Annotated in this window: 18 protein-coding genes; 12 read left to right on the forward strand and 6 right to left on the reverse strand. The window is 70.6% G+C overall.

All coding sequences use genetic code 11. The features are described from left to right. Positions 1 to 10: 10 nt before the first annotated feature. Entirely contained in the window at positions 11 to 1090 is a 1080-nt protein-coding gene (locus ABGB10_RS10555; protein ID WP_347660680.1) for an inositol-3-phosphate synthase, read from the forward strand. A gap of 107 nt (positions 1091 to 1197) precedes the next feature. Here ABGB10_RS10555 and ABGB10_RS10560 read toward each other — a convergent pair whose 3' ends face one another. Further along, complete coding sequence (locus tag ABGB10_RS10560) at positions 1198 to 1683, reverse strand: methylated-DNA--[protein]-cysteine S-methyltransferase (RefSeq protein WP_347660681.1); 486 nt, start codon at positions 1681 to 1683, stop codon at positions 1198 to 1200. 126 nt (positions 1684 to 1809) lie between these two features. Between ABGB10_RS10560 and ABGB10_RS10565 the strand changes: the two genes are divergently transcribed. After that, positions 1810 to 2331 (forward strand): hypothetical protein, encoded by a 522-nt coding sequence (locus ABGB10_RS10565; RefSeq protein ID WP_347660682.1) that lies wholly within the window; start codon positions 1810 to 1812, stop codon positions 2329 to 2331. Positions 2332 to 2359: 28 nt separating this feature from the next. Beyond that, positions 2360 to 3877 (forward strand): SPFH domain-containing protein, encoded by a 1518-nt coding sequence (locus tag ABGB10_RS10570; RefSeq protein ID WP_347660683.1) that lies wholly within the window; start codon positions 2360 to 2362, stop codon positions 3875 to 3877. A 165-nt stretch (positions 3878 to 4042) separates the two neighbouring features. On the opposite strand, the gene ABGB10_RS10575 is transcribed toward ABGB10_RS10570, so the two are convergent. Beyond that, complete coding sequence (locus ABGB10_RS10575; RefSeq protein ID WP_347660684.1) at positions 4043 to 5503, reverse strand: CCA tRNA nucleotidyltransferase; 1461 nt, start codon at positions 5501 to 5503, stop codon at positions 4043 to 4045. Between the two features lie 126 nt (positions 5504 to 5629). Between ABGB10_RS10575 and murJ the strand changes: the two genes are divergently transcribed. The 7 genes from murJ to ABGB10_RS10610 all read left to right on the forward strand — a co-directional run bounded on the left by murJ (position 5630) and on the right by ABGB10_RS10610 (position 14006). After that, on the forward strand, positions 5630 to 7387 hold the full coding sequence (gene murJ / locus ABGB10_RS10580; protein WP_347660685.1) for a murein biosynthesis integral membrane protein MurJ: 1758 nt from the start codon (positions 5630 to 5632) through the stop codon (positions 7385 to 7387). Positions 7388 to 7832: 445 nt separating this feature from the next. Next, entirely contained in the window at positions 7833 to 9440 is a 1608-nt protein-coding gene (locus tag ABGB10_RS10585; protein ID WP_347660686.1) for a protein kinase family protein, read from the forward strand. A 43-nt stretch (positions 9441 to 9483) separates the two neighbouring features. Next, positions 9484 to 10200, forward strand: coding sequence for an RNA polymerase sigma factor SigM (gene sigM / locus ABGB10_RS10590; protein ID WP_347660687.1), 717 nt, complete (start codon positions 9484 to 9486; stop codon positions 10198 to 10200). Then, the gene (locus ABGB10_RS10595) at positions 10197 to 11198 is read left to right on the forward strand and encodes a hypothetical protein (RefSeq protein WP_347660688.1); all 1002 of its coding nucleotides are present in this window, start codon (positions 10197 to 10199) and stop codon (positions 11196 to 11198) included. The genes sigM and ABGB10_RS10595 overlap by 4 nt, the downstream gene beginning before the upstream one ends. Before the next feature lie 183 nt (positions 11199 to 11381). After that, complete coding sequence (gene trxB, locus ABGB10_RS10600) at positions 11382 to 12332, forward strand: thioredoxin-disulfide reductase (RefSeq protein ID WP_347660689.1); 951 nt, start codon at positions 11382 to 11384, stop codon at positions 12330 to 12332. A gap of 30 nt (positions 12333 to 12362) precedes the next feature. Then, positions 12363 to 12686 (forward strand): thioredoxin, encoded by a 324-nt coding sequence (gene trxA / locus ABGB10_RS10605; protein WP_347660690.1) that lies wholly within the window; start codon positions 12363 to 12365, stop codon positions 12684 to 12686. A 156-nt stretch (positions 12687 to 12842) separates the two neighbouring features. Next, positions 12843 to 14006, forward strand: a complete 1164-nt coding sequence (locus ABGB10_RS10610) for an N-acetylmuramoyl-L-alanine amidase (RefSeq protein ID WP_347660691.1) — start codon at positions 12843 to 12845, stop codon at positions 14004 to 14006. A 35-nt stretch (positions 14007 to 14041) separates the two neighbouring features. Here the strand turns inward: ABGB10_RS10610 and ABGB10_RS10615 are convergent, their stop codons facing one another. Next, the gene (locus tag ABGB10_RS10615; protein ID WP_088987047.1) at positions 14042 to 14707 is read right to left on the reverse strand and encodes a GNAT family N-acetyltransferase; all 666 of its coding nucleotides are present in this window, start codon (positions 14705 to 14707) and stop codon (positions 14042 to 14044) included. Positions 14708 to 15003: 296 nt separating this feature from the next. On the opposite strand from ABGB10_RS10615, the gene ABGB10_RS10620 reads away from it, so the two are divergent. After that, positions 15004 to 16317, forward strand: coding sequence for a PLP-dependent aminotransferase family protein (locus ABGB10_RS10620; RefSeq protein ID WP_347660692.1), 1314 nt, complete (start codon positions 15004 to 15006; stop codon positions 16315 to 16317). Positions 16318 to 16324: 7 nt separating this feature from the next. Beyond that, entirely contained in the window at positions 16325 to 17329 is a 1005-nt protein-coding gene (locus tag ABGB10_RS10625; RefSeq protein ID WP_347660693.1) for a D-alanine--D-alanine ligase, read from the forward strand. Positions 17330 to 17626: 297 nt separating this feature from the next. Here ABGB10_RS10625 and ABGB10_RS10630 read toward each other — a convergent pair whose 3' ends face one another. The 3 genes from ABGB10_RS10630 to ABGB10_RS10640 all read right to left on the reverse strand — a co-directional run bounded on the left by ABGB10_RS10630 (position 17627) and on the right by ABGB10_RS10640 (position 23018). Beyond that, complete coding sequence (locus ABGB10_RS10630; protein WP_347660803.1) at positions 17627 to 18523, reverse strand: hypothetical protein; 897 nt, start codon at positions 18521 to 18523, stop codon at positions 17627 to 17629. Between the two features lie 2152 nt (positions 18524 to 20675). Continuing rightward, on the reverse strand, positions 20676 to 21689 hold the full coding sequence (locus tag ABGB10_RS10635; protein ID WP_347660694.1) for a ParB/RepB/Spo0J family partition protein: 1014 nt from the start codon (positions 21687 to 21689) through the stop codon (positions 20676 to 20678). A 27-nt stretch (positions 21690 to 21716) separates the two neighbouring features. Further along, positions 21717 to 23018: a ParA family protein gene (locus ABGB10_RS10640; RefSeq protein ID WP_347660695.1), complete on the reverse strand. Its 1302-nt coding sequence runs from the start codon at positions 23016 to 23018 to the stop codon at positions 21717 to 21719. Positions 23019 to 23165 lie beyond the last annotated feature (147 nt).

Below are 23165 nucleotides of genomic sequence, written 5' to 3' on the forward strand. Positions count from 1 at the left end.
GGCAGACGCTATGGGCTCCGTCCGCGTCGCCATCGTCGGTGTGGGTAACTGCGCCTCGTCCCTGGTTCAGGGCGTCGAGTACTACCGGAACGCCAACCCGAACGACCGCGTCCCGGGTCTCATGCACGTCGCCTTCGGCGACTACCACGTCAACTCCGTGGAGTTCGTCGCGGCATTCGACGTGGACGCCAAGAAGGTGGGCATGGACCTCGCGGAGGCGATCGTCGCCAGCGAGAACAACACCATCAAGCTCTGCGACGTGCCGCCGACCGGCGTCAGCGTGCAGCGCGGTCCGACCTTCGACGGTCTGGGCCAGTACTACCGCGAGATCGTCGAGGAGTCCGACGCGACCCCGGTCGACGTGGCGCAGGCGTTGCGCGACGCGCAGGTCGACGTCGTCGTCTGCTACCTCCCGGTCGGCTCCGAGCAGGCCGCCAAGTTCTACGCCCAGGCCGCGATCGACGCCGGTTGCGCGTTCGTCAACGCCCTGCCGGTCTTCATCGCCTCCGACCCCGAGTGGGCCCAGAAGTTCGAGGACGCGGGTCTGCCGATCGTCGGCGACGACATCAAGAGCCAGGTCGGCGCGACCATCGTGCACCGCGCCCTCGCGAAGCTCTTCGAGGACCGCGGCGTCGAGCTGCTGCGCACGTACCAGCTCAACTTCGGCGGCAACATGGACTTCATGAACATGCTGGAGCGCAAGCGGCTGGTCTCGAAGAAGATCTCGAAGACCCAGTCGGTCACCTCGCAGATCCCGCACGAGATGAGCAAGAGCGACGTGCACATCGGCCCGTCGGACCACGTGCCGTGGCTGGACGACCGCAAGTGGGCGTACATCCGCCTGGAGGGTCGCTCGTTCGGTGACACCCCCCTGAACGCCGAGCTCAAGCTCGAGGTGTGGGATTCGCCGAACTCCGCCGGTGTCATCATCGACGCGGTCCGCGCCGCGAAGATCGCGCTGGACCGGAAGATCGGCGGCCCGATCCTGTCGGCGTCGTCGTACTTCATGAAGTCCCCGCCGGTGCAGTACGCCGACCACGACGCCCACCAGGCCGTCGAGGAGTTCATCGCCGGCGAGGCCGCGCGCTGACCTGCTGAACACCAACAGCACCGAAGAGGGCCGGGTCCGTGTGGACCCGGCCCTCTTCGCGTTTCAGCCCGCCATCTCCAGGTACGGCGACAGCCGCAGCCGATCGGTCACCCCTGGGACCAGGCGTGCCCCAGGGCGACCCCGGCCTCCAACTCCAGCAGCTTGACCTTGCGGGGCAGGCCCCCACCGAAGCCGACCAGTTTGCCGCCCGCGCCGACGATCCGGTGACACGGCACGATCACCGGCACCGGGTTGCGGTTGCAGGCCACGCCCACCGCCCGTGCCGCCCCGGCGTCCCCGACCCGGCGCGCCACCTCGCCGTACGTCAGCGTCTCCCCGTACGGGATCCGGGTCATCTCCCGCCACACGGCCCGCTCGAAGTCGGAGCCCCGGGGCATCGACACCGGGACGCTGAACGCGGTCAGCTCACCGGCGAAGTACGCCCGCAGCTCGTCGACGGCCTGCCGGGACAGCGCGTCGGCGGGCTCGTCGACCGCTGCCTCGACCCGGCCGAAGGCGGCGCCGCAGACGTTCGTGCCGTCGGTGGCGACGGAGAACTCGCCGATCGGTGAGTCGAGCACGGTCCAGCGCATCAGCCCATTCTCCCCCGACCCGGATGACCTTGCCGGCACGGCTACCAGCGTCGGGCCGAACGCCACTCCACAGAAGATCATGTCCGCGTCGAGCGGGGCGGCTCAACGTTGCGCCACATCGATACCGTGCAGGTCGTGGCAACGGGGACACTGGTCTTTCTGATCATCGGCGGGGCGGGCATCGGGGTGCTCGCGCTCGCCCTGCTCGGCACCGAGCTGCTCCAGTTCGGGCACGCCGACGTGGACGGCCCGATCTCGGTCGAGACGGTCGCCGGCTTCGCCGGAGCATTCGGGTTCGGCGCGGCCATCGTCAACGAACTGCTCGGTGCGCGTACACCGGGAATGGTCGTCGGAGCGGTGGTCGGCGGCGTGCTCGCGGCCGTGCCCACCGGCTGGCTGGCGTCCCGGCTGAGCCGGGCGGCGCGGAACATGCGCACCGACCCCACCCCCACCCGCGACGACCTGGTCGGCGCGCTCGGCCTGGTCGTCACCCCGGTGCCGGTCGACGGGTACGGCGAGGTCCGGATCCGCCTCGCCGGCCAACCGGTCAAGCTCAGCGCCCGCGCGGACCAGCCGATACCGATCGGCGCCCAGGTCTTCGTCGTGCAGGCGCTCAGCGAGACAAGCGTGCAGGTCGAGACCTACTGATTTCCCCCTCGTAGACGGGACTCCTTATATGGCCCTGTTAATCGCCATCGGTGGCGCGGTCCTCCTCGTGCTCATCCTGGTGCTCTTCGTGCTCTCTCGAATCAAGGTGGCCGGGCCGAACGAGGCGTTCATCGTCACCGGTCGCAAGGGTCGCACCACGCAGACCGCCGACGGCGGGCGGTCGACCGACACCTCCGGGCAGAAGGTCGTGCTCGGCGCGTCGGTGTTCGTGCTCCCGGTGGTGCAGAAGCTCCAGTCGCTCGACCTGTCCAGCCGACGGATCGACGTCGGCATCCGGGGCGCGGTGAGCAAGCAGGGCATCCGCGCCGACCTGCACGGCGTGGCGATCGTGAAGGTCGGCGGGACCGAGGACGCGATCCGGGCCGCCGCCCAGCGGTTCCTGCACCAGCAGGACGAGATCGACAACTTCACCCGGGAGGTGCTCGCCGGCGCGCTGCGCTCGATCGTCGGCCGGCTCACCGTCGAGGAGGTCATCCGGGACCGGGCGGCGTTCGCCAGCGCCGTGGCCGAGGAAGCCGAGCACTCGATGACCAACCAGGGCCTGGTGCTGGACACCTTCCAGCTCCAGGACATCCTCGCCGAGGGCTCCTACCTGCAGGACCTGGGTCGGCCGGAGGCCGCCCGGGTGCTGAAGGACGCGGCGATCGCCGAGGCGCGGGCCCGGCAGCAGGCCGAGCAGGAGCGGCTACTCGCCGAGGAGGCCATCGCGGAGGCGAACCGGAACCTGGCCCTCAAGCAGGCCGGCATCCAGGCCGAGATCGACGCGGCGAAGGCGAAGTCCGCCGCCGCCGGCCCGCTCGCGCAGGCGGAACGGGACCAGGCGATCCTCTCCGAGCAGCAGAAGGTCGCCGAGCGCAACGCCGAACTCAAGCAGCGCCAACTGGACACCGAGGTACGCAAGCCGGCCGACGCGGCCCGGTACAAGGTGGAGCAGGAGGCGGAGGCGTCACGCAACGCGGCGGTGCTGCACGCGGACGCGCAGCGGCAGTCGGTCATCGCCGCCGCGCAGGCCTCCGCCGAACAGGCGCGGCTCACCGGTGAGGGCGAGCGGGCCCGTCGGGCCGCCCTCGCCGAGGCGAACGCGATCGAGGGCGCGAAGGAGGGTGAGGCCGAGCAGCGTCGGCGTTCCGCCATCGCCGAGGCGGTCGAGCGGGAGGGCCAGGCCGAGGCCGCGGCCATCCTGGCCAGGGGTGAGGCCGAGGCCGACGCGATGGCGCGCAAGGCCGAGGCGTTCGCCGCGTACGGGGAGGCGGCGGTGCTGGACCTGCTGGTCAAGGTGCTGCCGCAGGTGGTGGAGGCGGCCAGCGCGCCGATCGGGGCGATCGACAAGATGACCGTCATCTCCACCGACGGTGCGTCGTCGCTGACGAAGTCGGTGGCCGGCAACGTGGCCCAGGGGCTCCAGCTCGGCAGCGACCTGACCGGCATCGACCTGGCTGGTCTGCTGGCTCGGCTCGGCTCGGCGTCCACGCCGGCCGGCAACGGCACCGCGTCCGTCGACGGCAAGGCCGTCGAGACCCGCTGACGGTGTACGCCGACGGGCGCCGCTCCCCGGTTCGGGGGTGGCGCCCGTCGGCGTACCGGGGGTGTCCCGTGTTCGTCGCGGGCGAGCCGTAAAGATCTTGGACGGAATGCGCCCCTCCAGGGGCATCTTCCTTCCAAGATCTCCCGCAGGAGGCGAGCGGGCGACCTACTCGATCAGACCCTCGGCGCGGGCCCAGCGGAGCAGCTCCGCCTCGGCGGCATCACGGTCCAGCGGGCCATGTTCGAGGCGCAGTTCCTTGAGGTGCTTCCAGGCCCGACCCACCACCGGCCCCGGCGGTACGCCGAGCAGCTCCATGATCGCGTTGCCGTCCAGGTCGGGGCGGACGCGGGCCAGGTCCTCCTCGGCCGCGATCCGTGCGATCCGGTCCTCCAGCGCGTCGTAGTCGGCGGCGAGCTGCGCGGCTTTGCGCCGGTTGCGGGTCGTGCAGTCCGAGCGGGTCAGCTTGTGCAGTCGGGGCAGCAGGTCTCCGGCGTCGGCGACGTAGCGGCGTACCGCCGAGTCGGTCCACTCGCCCCGCCCGTACCCGTAGAAGCGCAGGTGCAGCGCGACCAGCGCGGTCACCTTGGCGATGACCTCCTTCGGGTACCGCATCGCCTTCATCCGGGCCTTGGTCAGCCGCGCGCCGACCACCTCGTGATGGTGGAAGCTGACCCGACCGTCGGGGGCCGCGGCCTTCGTCGCCGGCTTGCCCACGTCGTGCATGAGGGCGGCCATCCGCAGGACGAAGTCGCAGCCCTCGTCCTCGTGCGAGACGGCGTTCGCGACGACCGTCAGGGTGTGCTCGTAGACGTCCTTGTGCTGCGCGTGCTCGTCGATCTCCAGCTTCAACCCGGTCAGCTCCGGCAGGAACCGTTCGGCCAGCCCGGTGTCGACCAGCAGCCGCAGCCCGGTGATCGGGTCGGCACCGCAGAGCAGCTTGGTGAACTCGTCGCGGATCCGCTCGGCGGTGATCCGGTCCAGGTCGGCGGACATCTCGCTCATCGCCCGGTGCACGTCCGGGTGTACGGCGAAGCGCAGTTGGGCGGCGAACCGGGCGGCCCGCAGCATCCGCAACGGGTCGTCGCCGAACGATTCACCGGGGGTGCTCGGGGTACGGATCACCTTGGCCGACAGGTCGTCCAACCCGCCGTGCGGATCGGTGAACCGGTGTTCCGGCAGGCTGACCGCCATCGCGTTGATGGTGAAGTCGCGCCGCTTCAGGTCCTCGTCGAGGCTGGTGCCGTAGACCACCACCGGGTTGCGGCTGACCTGGTCGTACGACTCCGCGCGGAACGTGGTGATCTCCAGCCGGAGACCGTCGCGCTGGGCGCCGATGGTGCCGAACTCGCGACCGGTCTCCCAGATCGACTCGGCCCAGCCCTTGAGGATCCGCAGGGTCTCGTCGGGGTGCGCGTCGGTGCAGAAGTCGAGGTCGTCCCCGAGTCGGCCGAGCAGCGCGTCACGCACCGAACCGCCCACCAGGTGCAACTCGTGACCGGCGCGGACGAAGCGGCGGCCCAACTCGTCGGCGACCGGGGAGACTCGGAGCAGTTCGGCGACGGCGTTGCGCTGCGCGGCGGTGAGTTCGCGGCGGTCGGCGGCGTGTGGAGCGGAGGCTTCGGACATGGGATCGCCAGCTTATCGGGCCGGGGTGTGATCCGATCCGCCGGGCGCGGGTAACGGGTGGGGGTTGACTATGGTCTGTGGCGTGCGGGTCGGTGTCCGGCTCGACGTACCCCTGGGAGGCTGGAGATGAGCGGCGGGCTCTACCGCAGCGCCAACGCCGCGCAGGATGGGGGGCCCGGAGCCGGCGTACGTCCGGGCGACGGTGCCACCTTCATCTCCGCCGAGCCGCTGAACCAGCCGGCCCTGGAGTCGACCGCACCGCCGCAGGAACAGGTGGCCGAGGCGAGCGCGGCCACGAACAGCGCGGTGATGGCGATCGGCAGCCTGGTGAGCCGCGGTACGGGCTTCCTGCGCAACCTCGTCATCGGGGCGGCGCTCGGCGGCGCGCTGGTCGGCGACGCGTACACCACCGCGCAGATCCTGCCCGGGATGGTCTACGAGTTCCTGCTCGGCGGCGTCCTCACCAGCGTGCTGATCCCGGTGCTGGTGCGTCGACGGAAGGCCGACGTCGACGGCGGCCAGGCGTACGCCCAGCGTCTGCTCACCCTCGCGGTGCTGGCGCTCGGCGCGGCGGCCGTCCTGGCGGTGGCCCTGGCCTGGCCGCTCACCTGGTTGTACGGCAGCAGCGAGTCGACGGAGGAGTATTCCAAACTGGTCCGGCACCTGTCGTACCTGATGCTGCCGATGATCTTCTTCTCCGGGCTCTCCGCGTTGATCAGCGCGGTGCTCAACACCCGGGGTCACTTCGCCGCCCCGATGTGGGCGCCGATCCTCAACAACCTGGTGGTCATCGGCACCGCCGGCCTCTACATCGCGATCTTCGGCGCGAAGATCGTCCAGCCGGAGGACATGACGGCTGGCCGGATCATCCTGATCGGTGGCGGCACCCTGCTCGGCGTGGCCATCCAGGCGACCGGCCTGCTGCCGGCGTTGCGCAAGGTCGGCTTCCGCTGGAAGCTGCGCTTCGACTTCCGCGCCCTCGGGCTGCGCGAGCTGGGCCGGCTCGGCGCGTGGATGATCTGCTACGTCGCGGTGAGCCAGGTCGGCCTGATCGTGCTGTTCAACCTGCTGAACCGGGCCGGCAAGGAGAACGCGGCCGGCCCGCTGATCTACAACAACGTCTTCCTGCTGCTGATGACCGCGCACGGCATCATCGCCGTCTCGATCATCACGGCGCTGATGCCCCGGATGAGCGCGGCCGCCGCCGACGGCCGGTACGCCGACCTCGCCGCCGACCTTTCTCGGGGCACCCGCACGGTCACCGCGGTACTCGCTCCGATCGCGGTCTGCTACGCCGTCCTCGCCACCCCGATCGCGTTCACGCTGTTCCGGGTCGGCGCCTTCACCGAGGACAACGCCACCGCCACCTCCGTCGTGCTGCTGGCCGCCGCGCTGGCGCTGGTCCCGTTCGCGGTGAGCCAGCTCTTCACCTTCGCCTTCTACGCGCTGCCGGACACCCGCACTCCCGCGCTGATCAACATTCCGGTGGTGGCGCTGCGGATCGGCGTGCAGATCGTGCTCTTCGTGGCCTTCTCGGCGAGCTTCGCGGGCGCCGGGATGATGATCGGCAACGCGGTCTCCTACCTGGCGGCGGCCATCGGGTCGGCCTGGCTGCTCCGCCCGCGCATCGGGCGTATCGGCCTCGGGGAGATCATGCGGACCGGCGGCCGTGTCCTGGTCGCGGCGCTCGGCGCCGCACTGGTCGGCCTGATCGTCGTGAAGCTGCTCCCCGGCGACGCCACGCCGAGCCGACTCCAGGCGATCGTCCAACTGGTGGTTGGTGGCGCGGTGATCGGGGGGACCTACCTGGGTCTGGCCATGCTGCTACGGATCAGTGAGATCACCGAGGTGGTCGGCATGGTCCGGCGTCGCCTCGGTCGCTGATCGCCAGCAACCGATCACAACAAGTTGATACACATACAGACCGTCACTGCGGATCACCAGGCTGGGGATGCAGCTGTGGATAACTCCGCGATTCGCCGGTCAACCACCGCATCGTCCTGTGGATAACCAACCGTATGGCTGAGCGTGCCAGGCCGATCGGCGGGAACAGGTCAGTTGTTGGGAGCGTCGCACCAGCCCAGCCCCGGCGTCGGTCACTTGCGGTGAAGCCGTAGATTAGCTAGTACATGTGCCAGCAACGTGGCTGACAACGGTCGTAACCGGACGACTTCTCCGACTGCCGGGAACCCGCCGGGTACGGCGGGAAGATGACATGTCGGGGAGACGGGCAACCCGGGTAAGGTCGCTCTCGACGGGTACGGCAGGGGCCGACGCTGCGCGTCGAAACCGGTCGGCCGGTTCCTTCAACGGCAGAGCGGGAAGCCACATGCCCAGCAGTGCGGGTCCATCGATCGACACGATCACCGAGGGAGGACGGGTGACCCAGGTCGGCGAGGGTCAGGAGGCGGACGAAAGCGCTCCTCCGGTCATGACCTTCGGTGCTCCCACGGCCGGTGAAGTCCTCGCCGAGCGGTACGAGCTGGTTGAGCACATCAACAACGACAGCGCGGGTCGGCTGGTCTGGCGCGGGGTCGACGTCATCCTGCGCCGTCCCGTCGCGGTGGTGCTGCGCTACCCGGGCGGTGACTCCGCCACCGAGATGCTTCAGGCCGCCGTCGCGGCCAGCCGGGTCATCCACCCCAACCTGGTCGGCGTCTACGACGCGATCGACGAGGCCGACCGGGCGTACGTGGTACGCGAGTGGGTCGACGGGCAGTCCCTGCGGGACCTGACGGCCGACGGCCCGCTGGACCCGGCCCGGGCCACCGCGATCGGCAACGCCGTCGCGAGCGCTCTCGCCGCGGTGCACGCCACCGGAATGGTGCACGGCAACGTCCACCCCGGCACCGTCATGATCAGCGACGAGGGCCGCGTCGTCCTGGCGGACGCCCGCACCGATGGCGACGACAGCCAGGAGAACGACATCCGGGCGGTCGGCGGCGTCCTCTACTTCGCCCTGACCGGCTACTGGCCGCACGCCGAGGCGCCGCTGCGTGGCGCCACCGCCGGCCACGGCCGTGCTGCCATCCCGGACGCCGTTCGGGACGCCGGGGGCGCCCTCGCGGCACCCCGCCAGGTCCGGGCGGGTGTGCCCGCGTACCTGGACGACCTGACCATGGATCTGCTCGACGCCCAGATCGCGCCACCGTCCTCCGACGTGCTCGCCGCCGAGCTTGCCCGCCTCGACGTGCCGGCCGAGGAGGAGCACTACCTCGACAACAGCGGGCCGCTGCGGTTCGCCGCCGAGACCGGCGAAGAGCCGTCGCCACTGGCTGCGGCCGGGGGTCGCAAGGTCGCCCTGGGCATCGCCGGTCTGCTGGTGGTCGCCCTGGTGGGTCTCCTGATCGGGATCAGCACCCTGGGCGACGACGGCGACAAGGACCCGCAGGCCAACCAGCCTCCCGCTCCCACCTCCAGCGCCCCAGCCGATTCCACCCCGGCTGCCAACGAGGTGCGCAAGCTGGCGGTGAAGAACGTTCGGATCATCGACCCGGACAGCAAGAACCGCAGCGAGGTCGGCGGGGCCGAGAAGGTCATCGACGGTGACGAGGACAAGGGCTGGGAGACCGAGACGTACCGGGACCGGCCCAACTTCGGCAACCTCAAGAAGGGCATGGGGGTCTGGCTCGACCTCGGCGAGCCGCACAGCGTCAAGTTGGTGCAGGCGGTGCTCTCGGCCCCGGGCGCGTCCGCCCAGCTCATCTCCGGCACGACCAACCCGCCGTCGACTTCGAATGGCGACAAGCAGCTGGTCGCGAACTACACGGACTTCATCGGTCAGCCATTCGAGGACCACGACGGCGCCACCATGGCGTTCAACGGATTCGACGCCGACAAGAAATACCAGTACCTGCTGTTCTGGATCACCGAACTGCCCCCTTCCGAGGGTGGCTTCAAGCTGGGCGTCCAGGAGATCACGGTCCAGGGGTCGTGAGCCTGGCGGCTTCCTCGTGGCACTTCCTCCACAGGACGTGGTGATGGACGGGCACGCAGCAGCTACCGATCTGGAGCTGCTGCGTGCCCATGTCGATGGTGATCCGCACGCGTTCGCCGAGTTGTTCCGTCGGCACCGCGACCGGCTCTGGGCCGTCGCCCTGCGTACCCTCGGCGACCGCGAGGAGGCAGCCGACGCTCTCCAGGACGCGCTGCTGTCCGCGCACCGGGCGGCGTCCCGGTTCCGCGGCGACTCCGCCGTCACGACCTGGATGCACCGCATCGTGGTGAACGCCTGCCTGGACCGGATCCGTCGCCGGCAGGCGCACCCGACCGTGCCGCTGCCGGACGGCAACCGCGCCGAGGCCGGCTCGGGCATCGGCGGGCCCGAGCCGGCCGCCCCGGCACCGGACCACGACACCGCGTTGGTGGTCCGCGAGGCGCTCGCCGCGCTGCCCCTCGAACAACGCGCCGCACTGGTGCTGGTGGACGTACAGGGCTACGCGGTCGCCGAGGTCGCCCGCATCCTCGGCGTCGCCGAGGGGACCGTGAAGAGCCGGTGTGCCCGGGGCCGAGCCCGTCTGGCCGTGATGCTCGGGCATCTCCGCCCTGCCGTGGTCGCCGCGCCCTCGCCCCGATCGGAGCCAGCCGGCCTGATCACCGACGTGCCGGGCGTCACGCCCGGGAACCCAGGCCCGGCGGAGGGCGTCGGATCGAGGTCGAGCCGATACCGGCGGGACGCCAACCAGGAGGACACGTGACGACCGAGGGGTTCCGGGAGGTCGACGACGACCTCCTCGCTGACTACCTCGGCGGGGCGTTGGACGGCACCCCGCAGCAGGAGGAAGTCGCCCGACTGGTGTCCACGGACCCGGCCTGGGTCGAGGCGTACGCACAGCTGGCTCCCGCGTTGACGGAGGTCCGCGCGAGTCTGGCCCGCTGGGCCGAGCCATCACCGGAAATGCCGCAGGCGATCGTCGACCGCCTCTCCGCCGCGTTGGCCGCCGCGGAGCCGACGTCCGGCGGTCCCTCGACCGAGCACCGGGTCGACGCCGGCGGCGACCCCTCGACGCCACTGGTCGTACCGGCCCAGGGCGGGGCCGGCCGCCGACCCGCCACCTCCACGTCGGTCAGGCCGGGGCGCCGGGCATCCACCGGCCCCGGTCGGCGCTGGCGTGAGTGGGCCCGCCGTGGCGGACCGGTGGCCGCCGTCACGGTCGCCGTCGTCGCCGTCGCGCTGGGCCTCACCCAACTGCCCGGGACCGTCTCGCACGACACCGGTGGCACCGCCCTAGAACGGCCGGCCAGCGCACCCGAGGGCGTCGCGGGGGCCGACGCGGCCCGCACCACCGGGCCGGCACTACGCAGCGGTACGGACTACACCCCGCAGACCCTCGGCAACGAGCAGGGCACCCTGCAAAGCGCGCCGAGCTCCAGCCGAGCGTCCGGCAACACGCCCGGCACCCAGCCGGAGGTGGACGCCGGGGGGAGTCGACGTCCCATGACCGACGGGCTGGACCAACTGGCCCGGCTGACCGACGAGACCGCGCTGACGACCTGCCTGACCACCGTGACGGCGGAGCACGGAAACGGGCCGTTGGTGATCGAGGTGATGGACTACGCCCGGTTCCAGGGCGAGCCGGCGCTGGTCATCCGCTTCACCGACGCGACCGGGGCCCGGTGGGCCTGGGTGAGCGGCCCGGAGTGCGGAGTGCCCGGGTCCGGCTCGGACAGCCGGTATTCGGCGCGGGTAGGGTGAATCCACGGTCGATGGCGCGATGACCGCCCACGTGACCTGACCCACCGGATGCCCGGCTCGGGAATCCCCGGTTCGTACGATGACGTTCTGGAAGTCAGCTGCCGGCCCCACCCAGGCGTCGGCAACTCGGATCGGCATCGGTGCCCACGCCGACGCCGAACACACACAACTCGGGAGACGGCAGTGGACGAGGTCCGCAACCTGATCATCATCGGCTCCGGGCCGGCCGGCTACACGGCGGCTGTCTACGCCGCGCGCGCCAACCTGAAGCCGCTGATCATTGAGGGCGTGCAGTCCGGTGGTGCGCTGATGACCACGACCGAGGTGGAAAACTTCCCCGGCTTCGCTGACGGCATCCTCGGCCCCGAGCTGATGGACAACATGCGCAAGCAGGCCGAGCGGTTCGGCGCCGAGTTCCTCACCGACGACGTGACCCGGGTCGAGCTGGTGGACACCGGCGACGTCGGCTCCGGCGCGGTGAGCACCGTCTGGGTCGGCGAGACCGCCTACCGGGCCCGATCCATCATCCTCTCGACCGGTTCGGCCTGGCGTCCGCTGGGCGTGCCCGGTGAGCAGGAATACCTGGGTCACGGTGTCTCCGCGTGCGCCACCTGTGACGGCTTCTTCTTCCGCAACCAGCAGATCGTGGTGGTCGGCGGCGGTGACTCGGCGATGGAGGAGGCCACCTTCCTCACCCGCTTCGCCGAGTCGGTCACGATCATCCACCGCCGCGACTCGTTCCGCGCCAGCAAGATCATGGCCGACCGGGCGCTGAGCAACGAGAAGATCAAGGTCGAGTGGAACAGCACCGTCGAGGAGATCCTCGGCGACGACGGCAAGGTCACCGGCGTACGGGTCCGCAACGTGCACACCGGCGAGACCAAGGTGATGGACGTGACCGGCGTCTTCGTGGCCATCGGTCACGACCCGCGCAGTGAGCTGTTCCGCGACCAGGTCGAGCTGGACGACGAGGGCTACGTCAAGGTCCACGCCCCCAGCACCCGCACCAACGTGCCCGGCGTCTTCGCCGCCGGCGACGTGGTCGACCACACCTACCGTCAGGCGATCACCGCGGCCGGCACCGGCTGTGCCGCCGCGCTCGACGCCGAACGGTTCATCGCGACGCTCGGCTGAACAAGAAACACATCCCGGAGGAGGGGCATAGTGGGAAATACCAAGGCGGTCACGGACAAGAGTTTCGTCGCCGACGTGCTGCAGGCCGACAAGCCGGTTCTGGTGGACTTCTGGGCCGAGTGGTGCGGCCCCTGCCGCAAGGTGTCGCCGCTGCTCGAGGAGATCGCCAGCGAGATGGGTGACCAGGTCACCATCGTCAAGCTCAACATCGACGAGAACCCGGAGACCGCACGCGCCTACCGGGTGATGTCGGTGCCGACGCTCACCGTCTTCAAGAACGGTCAGCCGGTGCAGTCCATCGCCGGCGCCAAGCCGAAGGGCGAGCTGGTCCGGCTCATCCAGTCGGCTCTCTGATCGGCAGCAACACCTACCGAACCCCGTACCCGCTCGCCGGGTGCGGGGTTCGGCGTTCCCGGCTGTTTTCCCTGGCCCGCCACCTCGCCGCGCCGGAGCGCATAGCCTCAAGCCGAGGCCGCCCGGCCAGCCAGCGTCGTGCAGAGGGGGTCGTGCGTGCGTCCGATCCGACCCGGTGACCGAGGACCCGCGGTCACGGAGATCCGTACCATCCTTCTCGGCCTCGAACTCCTCGCCGCCGCCGGGACGCAATCCGACGAGTTCGACCTCGACACCGAGCGGGCGGTCCGCGCGTTCCAGCAGTCCCGCGGGCTCAGCGTGGACGGCCGGGTCGGTGCGGAGACCTGGCGCGCCCTGGACGCGGCACGCTGGCGGCTCGGCGCCCGAACCCTCTACCACGCCGTCCCCGAGCCGCTCAGCGGCGAGGACGTCCGGTCGCTCCAGGAACGGCTGCTGGAGATGGGGTACGACGTGGGCCGGGCGGACTCCATCTACGGCATCCGGACGGCCCGCGCGGTGGCGCAGTTCCAGCGCGAGGTCGGGCTCACCCCCGACGGCTCCTGCGGCCCACACACCATGAACGCGCTGCGCCGGATCGGCCGCAAGGTCGTCGGTGGTCGCCCGCAGTGGCTCCGCGAGTCCGACGCGATCCGGCAGTCCGGGCCGGCGCTGGTCGGCAAGACGGTGGTCATCGACCCCGGGCACGGGGGCACCGACCCCGGGATGGTGGTGCCCGACGGGTCGCTGCGCTGGACGGAGGCGGACCTGGTGCACGACCTGGCCAGCCGGCTGGAGGGGCGACTCGCCGCGTCCGGGGTGCGGGTGCAGCTCACCAGAGGGCCGTCGCCCGACAGGTGCCTGCCGGACACCGACCGGGCTCTGCTGGCCAACTCGCTCGGTGCCGACGTGTTCATTTCCCTGCACCTGGACGGCCACGCCAACCCGGACGCGGAGGGCGTCGCGACCTACCACTACGGCACCGACAACGGGGTGACCTCGGCGACCGGTGAACGCCTGGCCGGGCTCGTGCAGCGGGAGATCGTCGCGCGTACCGGGCTGCGGGACTGCCGCACCCACGCCAAGACCTGGGAACTGCTGCGACTGACCCGGATGCCCGCCGTGCGGGTCGAGGTCGGATACCTCACCTCGCCCACGGACCGCGCCCAACTGGTCGATCCCCGGTTCCGGGACCGTGTGGTGGAGGCGATCGTGGCTGCGGTGCAACGGATGTACTACCCGGTCGAACGGGACGTCCCGACCGGCTCGCTGGACGTCAGTGAACTGCGGGCGGTCGTGGCCGCCGGCACGGTGATCGACTGATCGCTGCCGGACCGTCGGCCAGGGCGAGTCGACCGTCAGCCGTTGGTGGAACGGGTCGCCGGGGCGGGGCGAACCGGCCGGAGCAGGGTTTCCGGGCTCATCGACCCGAGCAGCTTCTCCAGCGCGTACTCGACGTCGGACTTCCAGCTCAGCGCGGTGCGCAACTCGAGACGCAACCGGGGGAAACGCGGATGCGGACGTACGGTCTTGAACCCCACCGAGAGGAAGAAGTCGACAGGCGCCACACAGCCCCCGGAGGGATCGTCGGCGTCACCGAACTTGGCGTCCCCGAACGCCTCGATTGCCTTGATCCCCCGCTTGGTCAGGTCCCGGGCGACGCCCTGCACCAGCATCCGGCCCAGCCCACCACCGGCGAACGCGGCGACCACGTTGGCGGTCATCAGCAGTGCCGCGTCGGCGGAGACCGGTGACGTCGGGAACGCCATCGAGCGGGGCACGTAGGCGGGCGGGGCGTACATCACGAAGCCCGCCGGCATGCCGTCGACGTACGCGAGCTTGCCGCAGGAGCCCCACTCCAACAGCGTCTGGGAGACCCACGCCTCCTTCTCCAGGCCCGGATCACCCGCGGCGCAGGCCCGATCCGCGGAGACCGGGTCGAGCTCCCAGTAGACGCACTGCCGGCACGGGCTGGGAAGGTCTTCCAACGTGTCGAGGGTCAGGCTGACCAGACGTCGCGACATATGGCGCATCCCCACAATAGGCTCGGTGGTGAGACCGGCATGGAACGACAGCGCCGCCTTCCTGCCCCCGACGAGCGATCGTACGCCGCCGATCGGCGATGCGGGAGGGGACGCGCAGATGCCCACCCCAGCGGGGGACGCCGAGCAGACGGTCCGCCATGTGGTCGATCCGTCCTGGCACCCCAGCAGCGGGGGCCGGGCGGACTAGGATCGACAATCGGCGCCCCGCCGCCATGGTCACCGGCGAGTGGGGTACCCGGGGCGGGAGCCACCCGAGCAGCGATCGAGGTGAGGTCATGACCGGCACGACACTCGACGACTACACCGACCGGTACGCCCGGCGGGTACGCGGGATGACCGCCTCGGAGATCCGAGCACTGTTCGCGGTCGCCAGCCGTCCGGAGGTCGTCTCGCTCGCTGGTGGCGCACCGTACATCGCCGCCCTTCCGCTGGACGCGGTCGGTGAGATGCTCGGCCGGCTCGGCTCCGAGCACGGCGTCACCACCCTTCAGTACGGCATCGGTCAGGGCACCCTCGAGCTGCGCGAGCGGATCTGCGAGGTGATGTCGCTCTCCGGGATCGACGCCGCGTGCGGCGCCTCTCCGGAGGACGTCGTGGTCACCGTGGGCGGGCAGCAGGCCCTGGACCTGGTGGCCCGGCTCTTCCTCGACCCCGGTGACGTGGTGCTGGCCGAGGGCCCGACCTACGTCGGTGCGCTCGGCGTCTTCCAGGCCGCCCAGGCGCAGGTCGTGCACGTACCGATGGATGCGGACGGACTCGTCCCGGAGGCGCTGGAGGCGGCCATCGCCGACCTTGCCCGCGCCGGCCGCCGGGTGAAGTTCCTCTACACGATCCCGACCTACCAGAACCCGACCGGTGTGACGCTGAGCGAGGAACGTCGGGAACGGGTCCTCGACATCTGTGAGCGCGCCGGCCTGCTCGTCGTCGAGGACGACCCGTACGGCCAGCTGGGTTTCGAGGGTGAGGCCCCCGCGCCCCTGCGGGCCCGCCGCCGGGACGGGGTCTTCTACCTCAGCACCTTCTCCAAGACCTTCGCGCCCGGGCTGCGGGTCGGTTGGATCCTGGCGCCGCACGCGGTCCGCGACAAGCTGGTCATCGCCAGCGAGGCCCAGATCCTCTGCCCCAGCGGTTACGCCCAGGCCGCCGTCTCCACCTACCTGGGCACGATGCCCTGGCGGCAGCAGCTCAAGGTCTATCGCGAGGTCTACCGGGAACGCCGGGACGCCCTGCTCGACGCGATGACCGACCTGATGCCCGAGGGCACCAGTTGGACCACGCCGGCGGGCGGTCTCTTCGTGTGGGCCACCCTGCCCGACGGGCTCGACTCCAAGGCCATGATGCCGCGAGCGATCACCGCCCGGGTCGCCTACGTGCCCGGCACCGGCTTCTACGCCGACGGCACCGGCACCGGCGCGATGCGCCTCAACTTCAGCTTTCCGCCGCCGGAACGGATCCGCGAGGGCGTCCGCCGGCTCGCCGGTGTGATGGAGCAGGAGATCGCGATGCGCCGGGTCTTCGGTGCCGTGGGTGGCGCCACCGGCCGACGTGGCCGGGCCGGCTCCGACGTGCCAGGCCCCGACTTGGCATGATGCCGGCATGGGTACGACCGCCGCTGAGCGCTTCCTCGTGACCGATTCCGCAGCCTCGCCCGACCTGCGCGTCGTGGTGCTCGCGGGCGGGCTCTCCTACGAGCGGGACGTGTCACTGCGCTCGGGCCGCCGGGTGCTCGACGCGCTGCGTGCCGTCGGTGTGGAGGCCGAGATGCGGGACGCCGACGTCGCGCTGCTGCCGGCGCTCGCCGCGGACCCGCCGGACGCCGTGGTGATCGCACTGCACGGTGCCACCGGCGAGGACGGCTCGCTGCGGGGAGTCCTGGACCTCTGCGACATCCCCTACGTCGGCTGTGACGCCAGAGCATCCCGACTCGCCTGGGACAAGCCCTCGGCCAAGGCGGTGCTCCGCGAAGCCGGCATCCCCACCCCGGACTGGGTGGCACTCCCACACGATCGCTTCTCCGAGCTCGGAGCGGTCGCCGTACTGGACCGGATCGTCGGCCGCCTGGGCCTACCTCTCATGGTGAAGCCGGCGCAGGGCGGGTCCGGGCTCGGTGGCGCGGTGGTCCGGGACGCCACGGCGCTGCCCGCCGCGATGGTCGGCTGCTTCGCGTACGACTCCACCGCGCTGGTGGAGCGGTACGTTCCCGGCATGGACGTTGCGGTCTCCATCGTCGACCTCGGCGAGGGCCCGCAGGCGCTGCCACCGGTGGAGATCGTGCCACGCAACGGCGTGTACGACTACGCCGCCCGTTACACGGCGGGGCGGACCACCTGGCACGCCCCGGCCCGGCTGGACCCGGAGGTGGCTGCCACTGTCGCTGACGTGGCTCTCGCCGCACACACCGCACTCGGCCTGCGGGATCTCTCCCGCGTCGACGTGATCGTGGACGCCTCCGGCCAGCCACACGTGCTGGAGGTCAACGTCTCGCCGGGCATGACCGAGACCTCACTGCTGCCGCTCGCCGTGCAGGCGGCAGGGCTGGACTTCGGTCGCCTCCTCGGCACACTGGTCAGCCGCGCAGCGGCCCGCCTCGCCACGTCCTGATCTACTCAGCGACGCTTCCCGCATCGAACGCACGACGTACGTGCCGACCATGAGGTCGACACGTACGTCACGCGCGGATGCGGTCGCCGGCCCACGGTCGGTCGAGCCCGTTGGGCGCGGCTCGGTCGGGTCGCCGAGGCGTCGGTGTTCGCGGCCTCGACTGCTGCCGCAGTGAGCGTCCGTCCGAAGGGTGCTGTCCTGGGGTTGCTGCTGTCCTGGGGTTTGCTGCTGTCCTGGGGCTGCTGCTGTCCGGGTGGCCCTTTGGGCGGCCTTGTTACGGGCGTGAGGGCGGCCTCGTTACGGGCGACCCTTTGTGGCGTCGTCTTCGGTGCCGCCGTCATCCGGGTCGTCATCCGGGTCGTTGAGGACCGAGCGTGCGTTGACGGGCGCCGTGACCGTGCTGGCCATCCCGGGCGTTGGTGTACCCGAGGCTGGGGTGCCAGAGGCCGGCGTGCCTGGCGTCGGGGTGCCGGAGGCCGGCGTGCCTGGCGTTGACGTGCCCGGCGTTGACGTGCCCGGCGTTGGCGTGCCGCCAGTGGGTGCGCCGCCCGACGCGGTGTTGGCGGATGCCGGGTCATCGGATCCGCGCGCCGGATCGCCGATGGGTGCGGCGGAGCCGACCTCGGCGTCCCCGTCGAGCGCGACCGCGTCGGGCGAGGACGCGGCATCGCCCCGGGCCACATCGACGTCGGCGGTGGGATCCGGTGCTGGCTCGGGGATCTCCTCTGCCGCCTCGATGACCGAGGCAGCCGCTGCCGCCGCGGCAGCATCAGCGGCAGCATCAGCGGCAGCGGCAGCGGCATCTGCGGCGGCCGACTGGGCCAGAAGGCTGGAAGGTGCCTGCCACTGGATGCGGGGCGGCTCGGCGAGCGGGCGGCCACCAAACTCGGCGAGCCAGGCGGCGACGAGCGCCAGATTCTCCCGCCACTGGGCTTCGGAGATCGGCGGCAGGATCGAGTCCCACAGGGACAGGAAGGTGCCCCGAAGCTGAAGGCGGCCATACGGCCGGGCGAGGAACCACATGTGCAGGTGGGCTGAGCCGTCGCCCCACCGGTTGACGTGCACTCGCGCCACCCCGTCTAGGGACCGGATGGCCCGCTCCAGACGCACCGTCATCACGCCCAGCTCGGCAGCCAGCAGGTTCGGCAGGTCACCGAGATCGAGGTGAGTCCGCGATTCCAGGATGAGCACCATGGGCAGCCCGGTCGGCCGGTCCATGGCGCGTACCCGCCACCGCTCTCCGACCCAGATGTAGGCGTCGTCGGGCGCGTTGCAGGCGGTGCATTCCCGGAGACCCTCGCCCTTCCGGGGCGGTTCGACCGGGACCGGATCATCGAGTTGCTTTACGTGGAGGTCCCCTTCGAAGGGAAACGACGGCCACTGGGTGAAGTCCGGCACTGAGGGAGGGGTGTCGTGCACGACGCTGACCCTAACCGAGTCTGGCACCGCTGTCCCTACCTGAATGATCGGTCCCGACGTAGCGGATCAGCGCCTGTTGTCGACCCGGCACGCCGGGTCACGGACCCTCCCGTCGAGCGGTATCCACAGGCTGCCGAGATCCTGAACACGGGCCGTCATCCACAGGCTTGCACCCACTCCCACGCGCTGTTTCACGTGAAACAGGGGGTGCCTGTGGAAAACCGGTGTGGATAACTTTTCCGCCTGTCGGTCGTTGTCCGCAGACCACCGAAACGGACTGCGACGGCTGTCGCCGACGCCCCTGATCGGTGCTGTCCTGCGTGCTCCTCGCCTTCACGAAGGTCGCACGACGCTAGCGGTCACTCTCCAACGGTCACCGGCCGAAACGGTCGTCCCCGGTATCTGGAGGTCGTACGGGCACAGTCCTCGGGGCACGTTTTCCACAGGGCTGGGATACCTGCGGGCGCGCATCCACGCCGACGCACAACACGACAGCGATCCCTGGCCCACGCACCTCTACTCGCGACGGCTCGTGAGCCCGCTGCGCCTTCCGCAAGTGCTCGCCCGTCGCCCAGGAGGGTGGCGACATGGGAGCGGCCGGAGCAGCAGCGGCCGCGGCCGGTCAGCCGCGCGCCAGCCCGAGGCACTCAAGCGCCACCGCAAGGCATGCCGCACCCGCATCCTCAATCAATCGCGGCGCCCTGGGGAGTCGAGTGCTGCGAGCGGGCCGGTGGGTGACCCCAGTCAGCCACGGGAGGCGAGGCACTCGCATGCCACCGGCGGACCCGGCCGAGCCCTGGCAGTCGCAGCCCCGACATGACGCCGACCGGCACCCAGATCACGCGGACTGAGGCGTGAAGCGCAGTGGCGCGAGAGGTGGACGGCGCACAACACATACCCGCCGCGACATCCCCGTCGGCGTTCCTCTCAGAGCCCGCCGGGCAACAGACCACATCCGTCGGACCCGCTCGCCAGATCGGCCATGATCGACTCGGGATTGGTGAAGTCGGGGTATCCCAGTGCCTCCGACACCCCGATCTCATTGACCTTGTGTTGATCATGCCGGTCGGCGATCGACAGCTCCGGGCCGGCACCCGGCCGCACGGGCCCGGGCGCGCGGACCGGGGGCGCGCGGACCGGGGGCGCGCGGACCGGGGGGCGCCTCGGCGCGATCCACGGCGGGAGTCTGATCCACGGCGGCCCCGCCCCCGCGACGGCCGCGAAGCAGGCCGGCGCGAAGCAGGCCGGCGCGAAGCAGGCCGGCGCGAAGCAGGCCGGCGCGAAGCAGGCCGGCGCGAAGCAGGCCGGCGCGAACCATGGCCAGGATGCCCGGCCGTGGCGAACCAGAGCGGATACGGGACGTCCGGAGCGCGACGGCAGGCAGCTCGGATTGCTCAGAGGCACTGAGAGGCTCACCGAGCGGCCTGGTCGACCGCAACTACCCCTGACGACCTTAGGGGCGGCAGCGGGCCACTCAGCGGTGCGCAGGACGCACCATGAACAATCGCCGGGATCCGTGCCGGCCTGGCAGCCCTCGACAGCCTCGGTTTCACGTGAAACAGCGCATCAGGCGACGCCGGCCATTCCGGCAGAGGCCCGCACTCTTCACGATCGACCCGTCGGGCGAGCGCTTCCAATCAGGCGGAGCGAGCACACGGGCTGGTACACCAGCGCGCCACAGACGGCACTCACCCGTCCCCGCCGCGCTGGAGGTACAGGCTCGGCTCGCGCGGCCCCGCCAAACCGCCAGACCGCCAGACCGCGGCCCCGCCAAACCGCCAGACCGCCAGACCGCTGGACCGCTGGACCGCTGGACCGCTGGATCGCTGGACCGCATCAGAACAGCGGGCGTTTCACGTGAAACGGCGAGCGGATACAGAACGGCCGCGCACCCGATGGGTAGCGCGGCCGTCGGCAGGAGGAGGGGTCAGCCCTCTCCCTCCTCCTGCTGCACTCCGATGATGCCGACGATCCGCTCCAGGTCGTCCACCGTCGCGAACTCGATCGTGATCTTGCCCTTGCTCCGACCGATGTCCACCTTCACCCGGGTGTCGAAGCGGTCGGAGAGCCGGTCGGCGAGGTCGTTCAAGGCCGGCGCGTGTGCCTTCGGTCGACGCTTCGCGGCTTGGCCCTTGGCGGAGCCGTCGTTGAGCGTCAGCGCGACGATCTCCTCCGTCGCCCGAACCGACAGTCCCTCGGCCACGATGCGCAACGCCAACTGTTCCTGTGCCTCTGCCTCGTCCAGGCTCAGCAGTGCTCGGGCATGGCCGGCCGACAGAATCCCCGCCGCCACCCGACGCTGCACCTGAGCCGGCAGGTTCAACAGCCGGATCGTGTTGGAGATCTGCGGACGACTCCGGCCGATCCGGCGGGCCAACTCCTCGTGGGTGGCGCCGAATTCCTCCAGCAGTTGCTGGTAGGCGGCGGCCTCTTCCAGAGGGTTCAGGTTGGCCCGGTGGATGTTCTCGAGCAGCGCGTCGCGGAGCATGGCGTCGTCACGGGTGTCCCGGACGATCGCCGGAATGTTCTCCCGCCCCACCGCCTGGGCGGCACGCCAACGCCGCTCGCCCATGACGAGTTCGTACTTCTCGTCGTCGAGCTGACGGACGACGATGGGCTGGAGGAAACCGACCTCCTGGATCGAGGTCTTGAGTTCCTCCAGGGCCTCCTCGTCGAAGACCTGGCGGGGCTGTTTCGGGTTGGGCAGGATCGCGTCGACCGGGATCTCGGCGAAGCGTGCTCCCGGCACCGGACTGAGAGTGGGCTCCGGTTCGTGGACCGGCACCCCAACGGCCGCCGCGGGGATGGCTGCGGCAGCAACCTCCTCCTCGTGCTCGTTCTCCGGTTCAGCCGTCGCGGTGCCGGTGGCACCCGGCGCCGGCCCGGTCGGGATCAGCGCCCCGAGGCCCCTACCCAGACCGCCCCGAGGACGGTTCTTCATGCCACGCCTCCCAGCGTCTCGTCCGCACTACGCATTCCGGCCCACCGGCTCCTTGACGCCTCGCTCGGCGATCTCCTGGGCGGCCTCGAAGTAGCTCGTTGCTCCCCGCGAACCGGGATCGTAGGTCATCACCGACTGGCCGTAGCTCGGTGCCTCGGAGACCCGGACGTTGCGGGGAATGACCGCCTGGAGCACCTTGTCACCGAAGTGGTTCCGGACGTCCTGCTCGACGGCGTCGGCCAACCGCGTACGGCGGTCGTACATCGTCAGCAGGATCGTGGAGACATCGAGCTTCGGGTTGAGGTGCTGGCGTACCAGGTTGATGTTGTTGATCAGCTGGTTGAGCCCTTCCAGTGCGTAGTACTCGCACTGGATCGGAATCAGCACCTCCTGCGCGGCCACCAGGGCGTTGACCGTGAGCAGGCCGAGTGAGGGTGGGCAGTCGATGAAGACGTAGTCGAACTGACCGGGGTAGGCGGCGATGGCCCGGTCCAGGCGCGACTCGCGCGCCACCACCGAGACCAGCTCGATTTCCGCGCCGGCCAGGTCGATGGTCGCGGGTACGCACCAGAGGTTGGGGATGCCCTCCACCGCCTGCGCCACCTCCACCAGGGGCACGCTGTTGATCAGGCAGTCGTAGACGTCTGGGATGCCGGTGTGGTGCGGGACGTTGAGCCCGGTCGAGGCATTGCCCTGCGGGTCGAGGTCCACCACGAGAACCCGGTTGCCGTGCAGGGCGAGCGCCACCGCAAGGTTGACGGTGGTCGTGGTCTTACCCACGCCGCCCTTCTGGTTGGCGACGCACATGACCCGGGTCCGGTCCGGTCGAGGCATGGTCACCTCGCCACTGGGATTCAGGATCTGCACGGCGCGCATCGCCTCCATAGCCAACGGTGGGTCATCCTCTTCGCGCGTCGGGGTTTCACGTGAAACGTACGTGGGGTCAGCGGCCACGGCGGCCAACGACTCGGTCGAAGCGACAGGCGCCTCGGCGGCATCCCGAACAACCGCTGCGGTGGGTTGGTGCGGGACCGCCGGCTCGAAGCGAACCGCCGCCGCAGTGTTGCGGCGGCCCGAGCTAGACCGAACCTCGGCGGCGTTGACCGGTCGACTCAGGCTCTCCGGCGTCCGGCGAGCGCTCGCGGACTCCGAGGTGGTCGAGCTCTCCGGCGGTTCCGACCCCGGACGGTGGTCACGTGAGGCCGGCGGATCACCTTCTCCTTGCCCGGTCACGCCGGGGGACCAGCTCGGGTAGTCGGTTTCACGTGAAACGGGATCGTTGCTCGCCCCGGTCACGTGTGGATCGTCGTACCTGCCGTCGTCATGCACCTGTCATCCCTGCCCGCTTCGGATGGTCGGTCCGCGCCCCGGTCAACTTGGCCACACCACGCTCGCAACCCGGAGCGTACGGCCCTCGGGAGCGGTCGGAGACCCTCGACGTCCACCGCCCGCTCCACACTATCGACGCGCGGTCAG

This window comes from Micromonospora sp. B9E7 (assembly GCF_039871815.1).
Lineage (GTDB): Bacteria > Actinomycetota > Actinomycetes > Mycobacteriales > Micromonosporaceae > Micromonospora.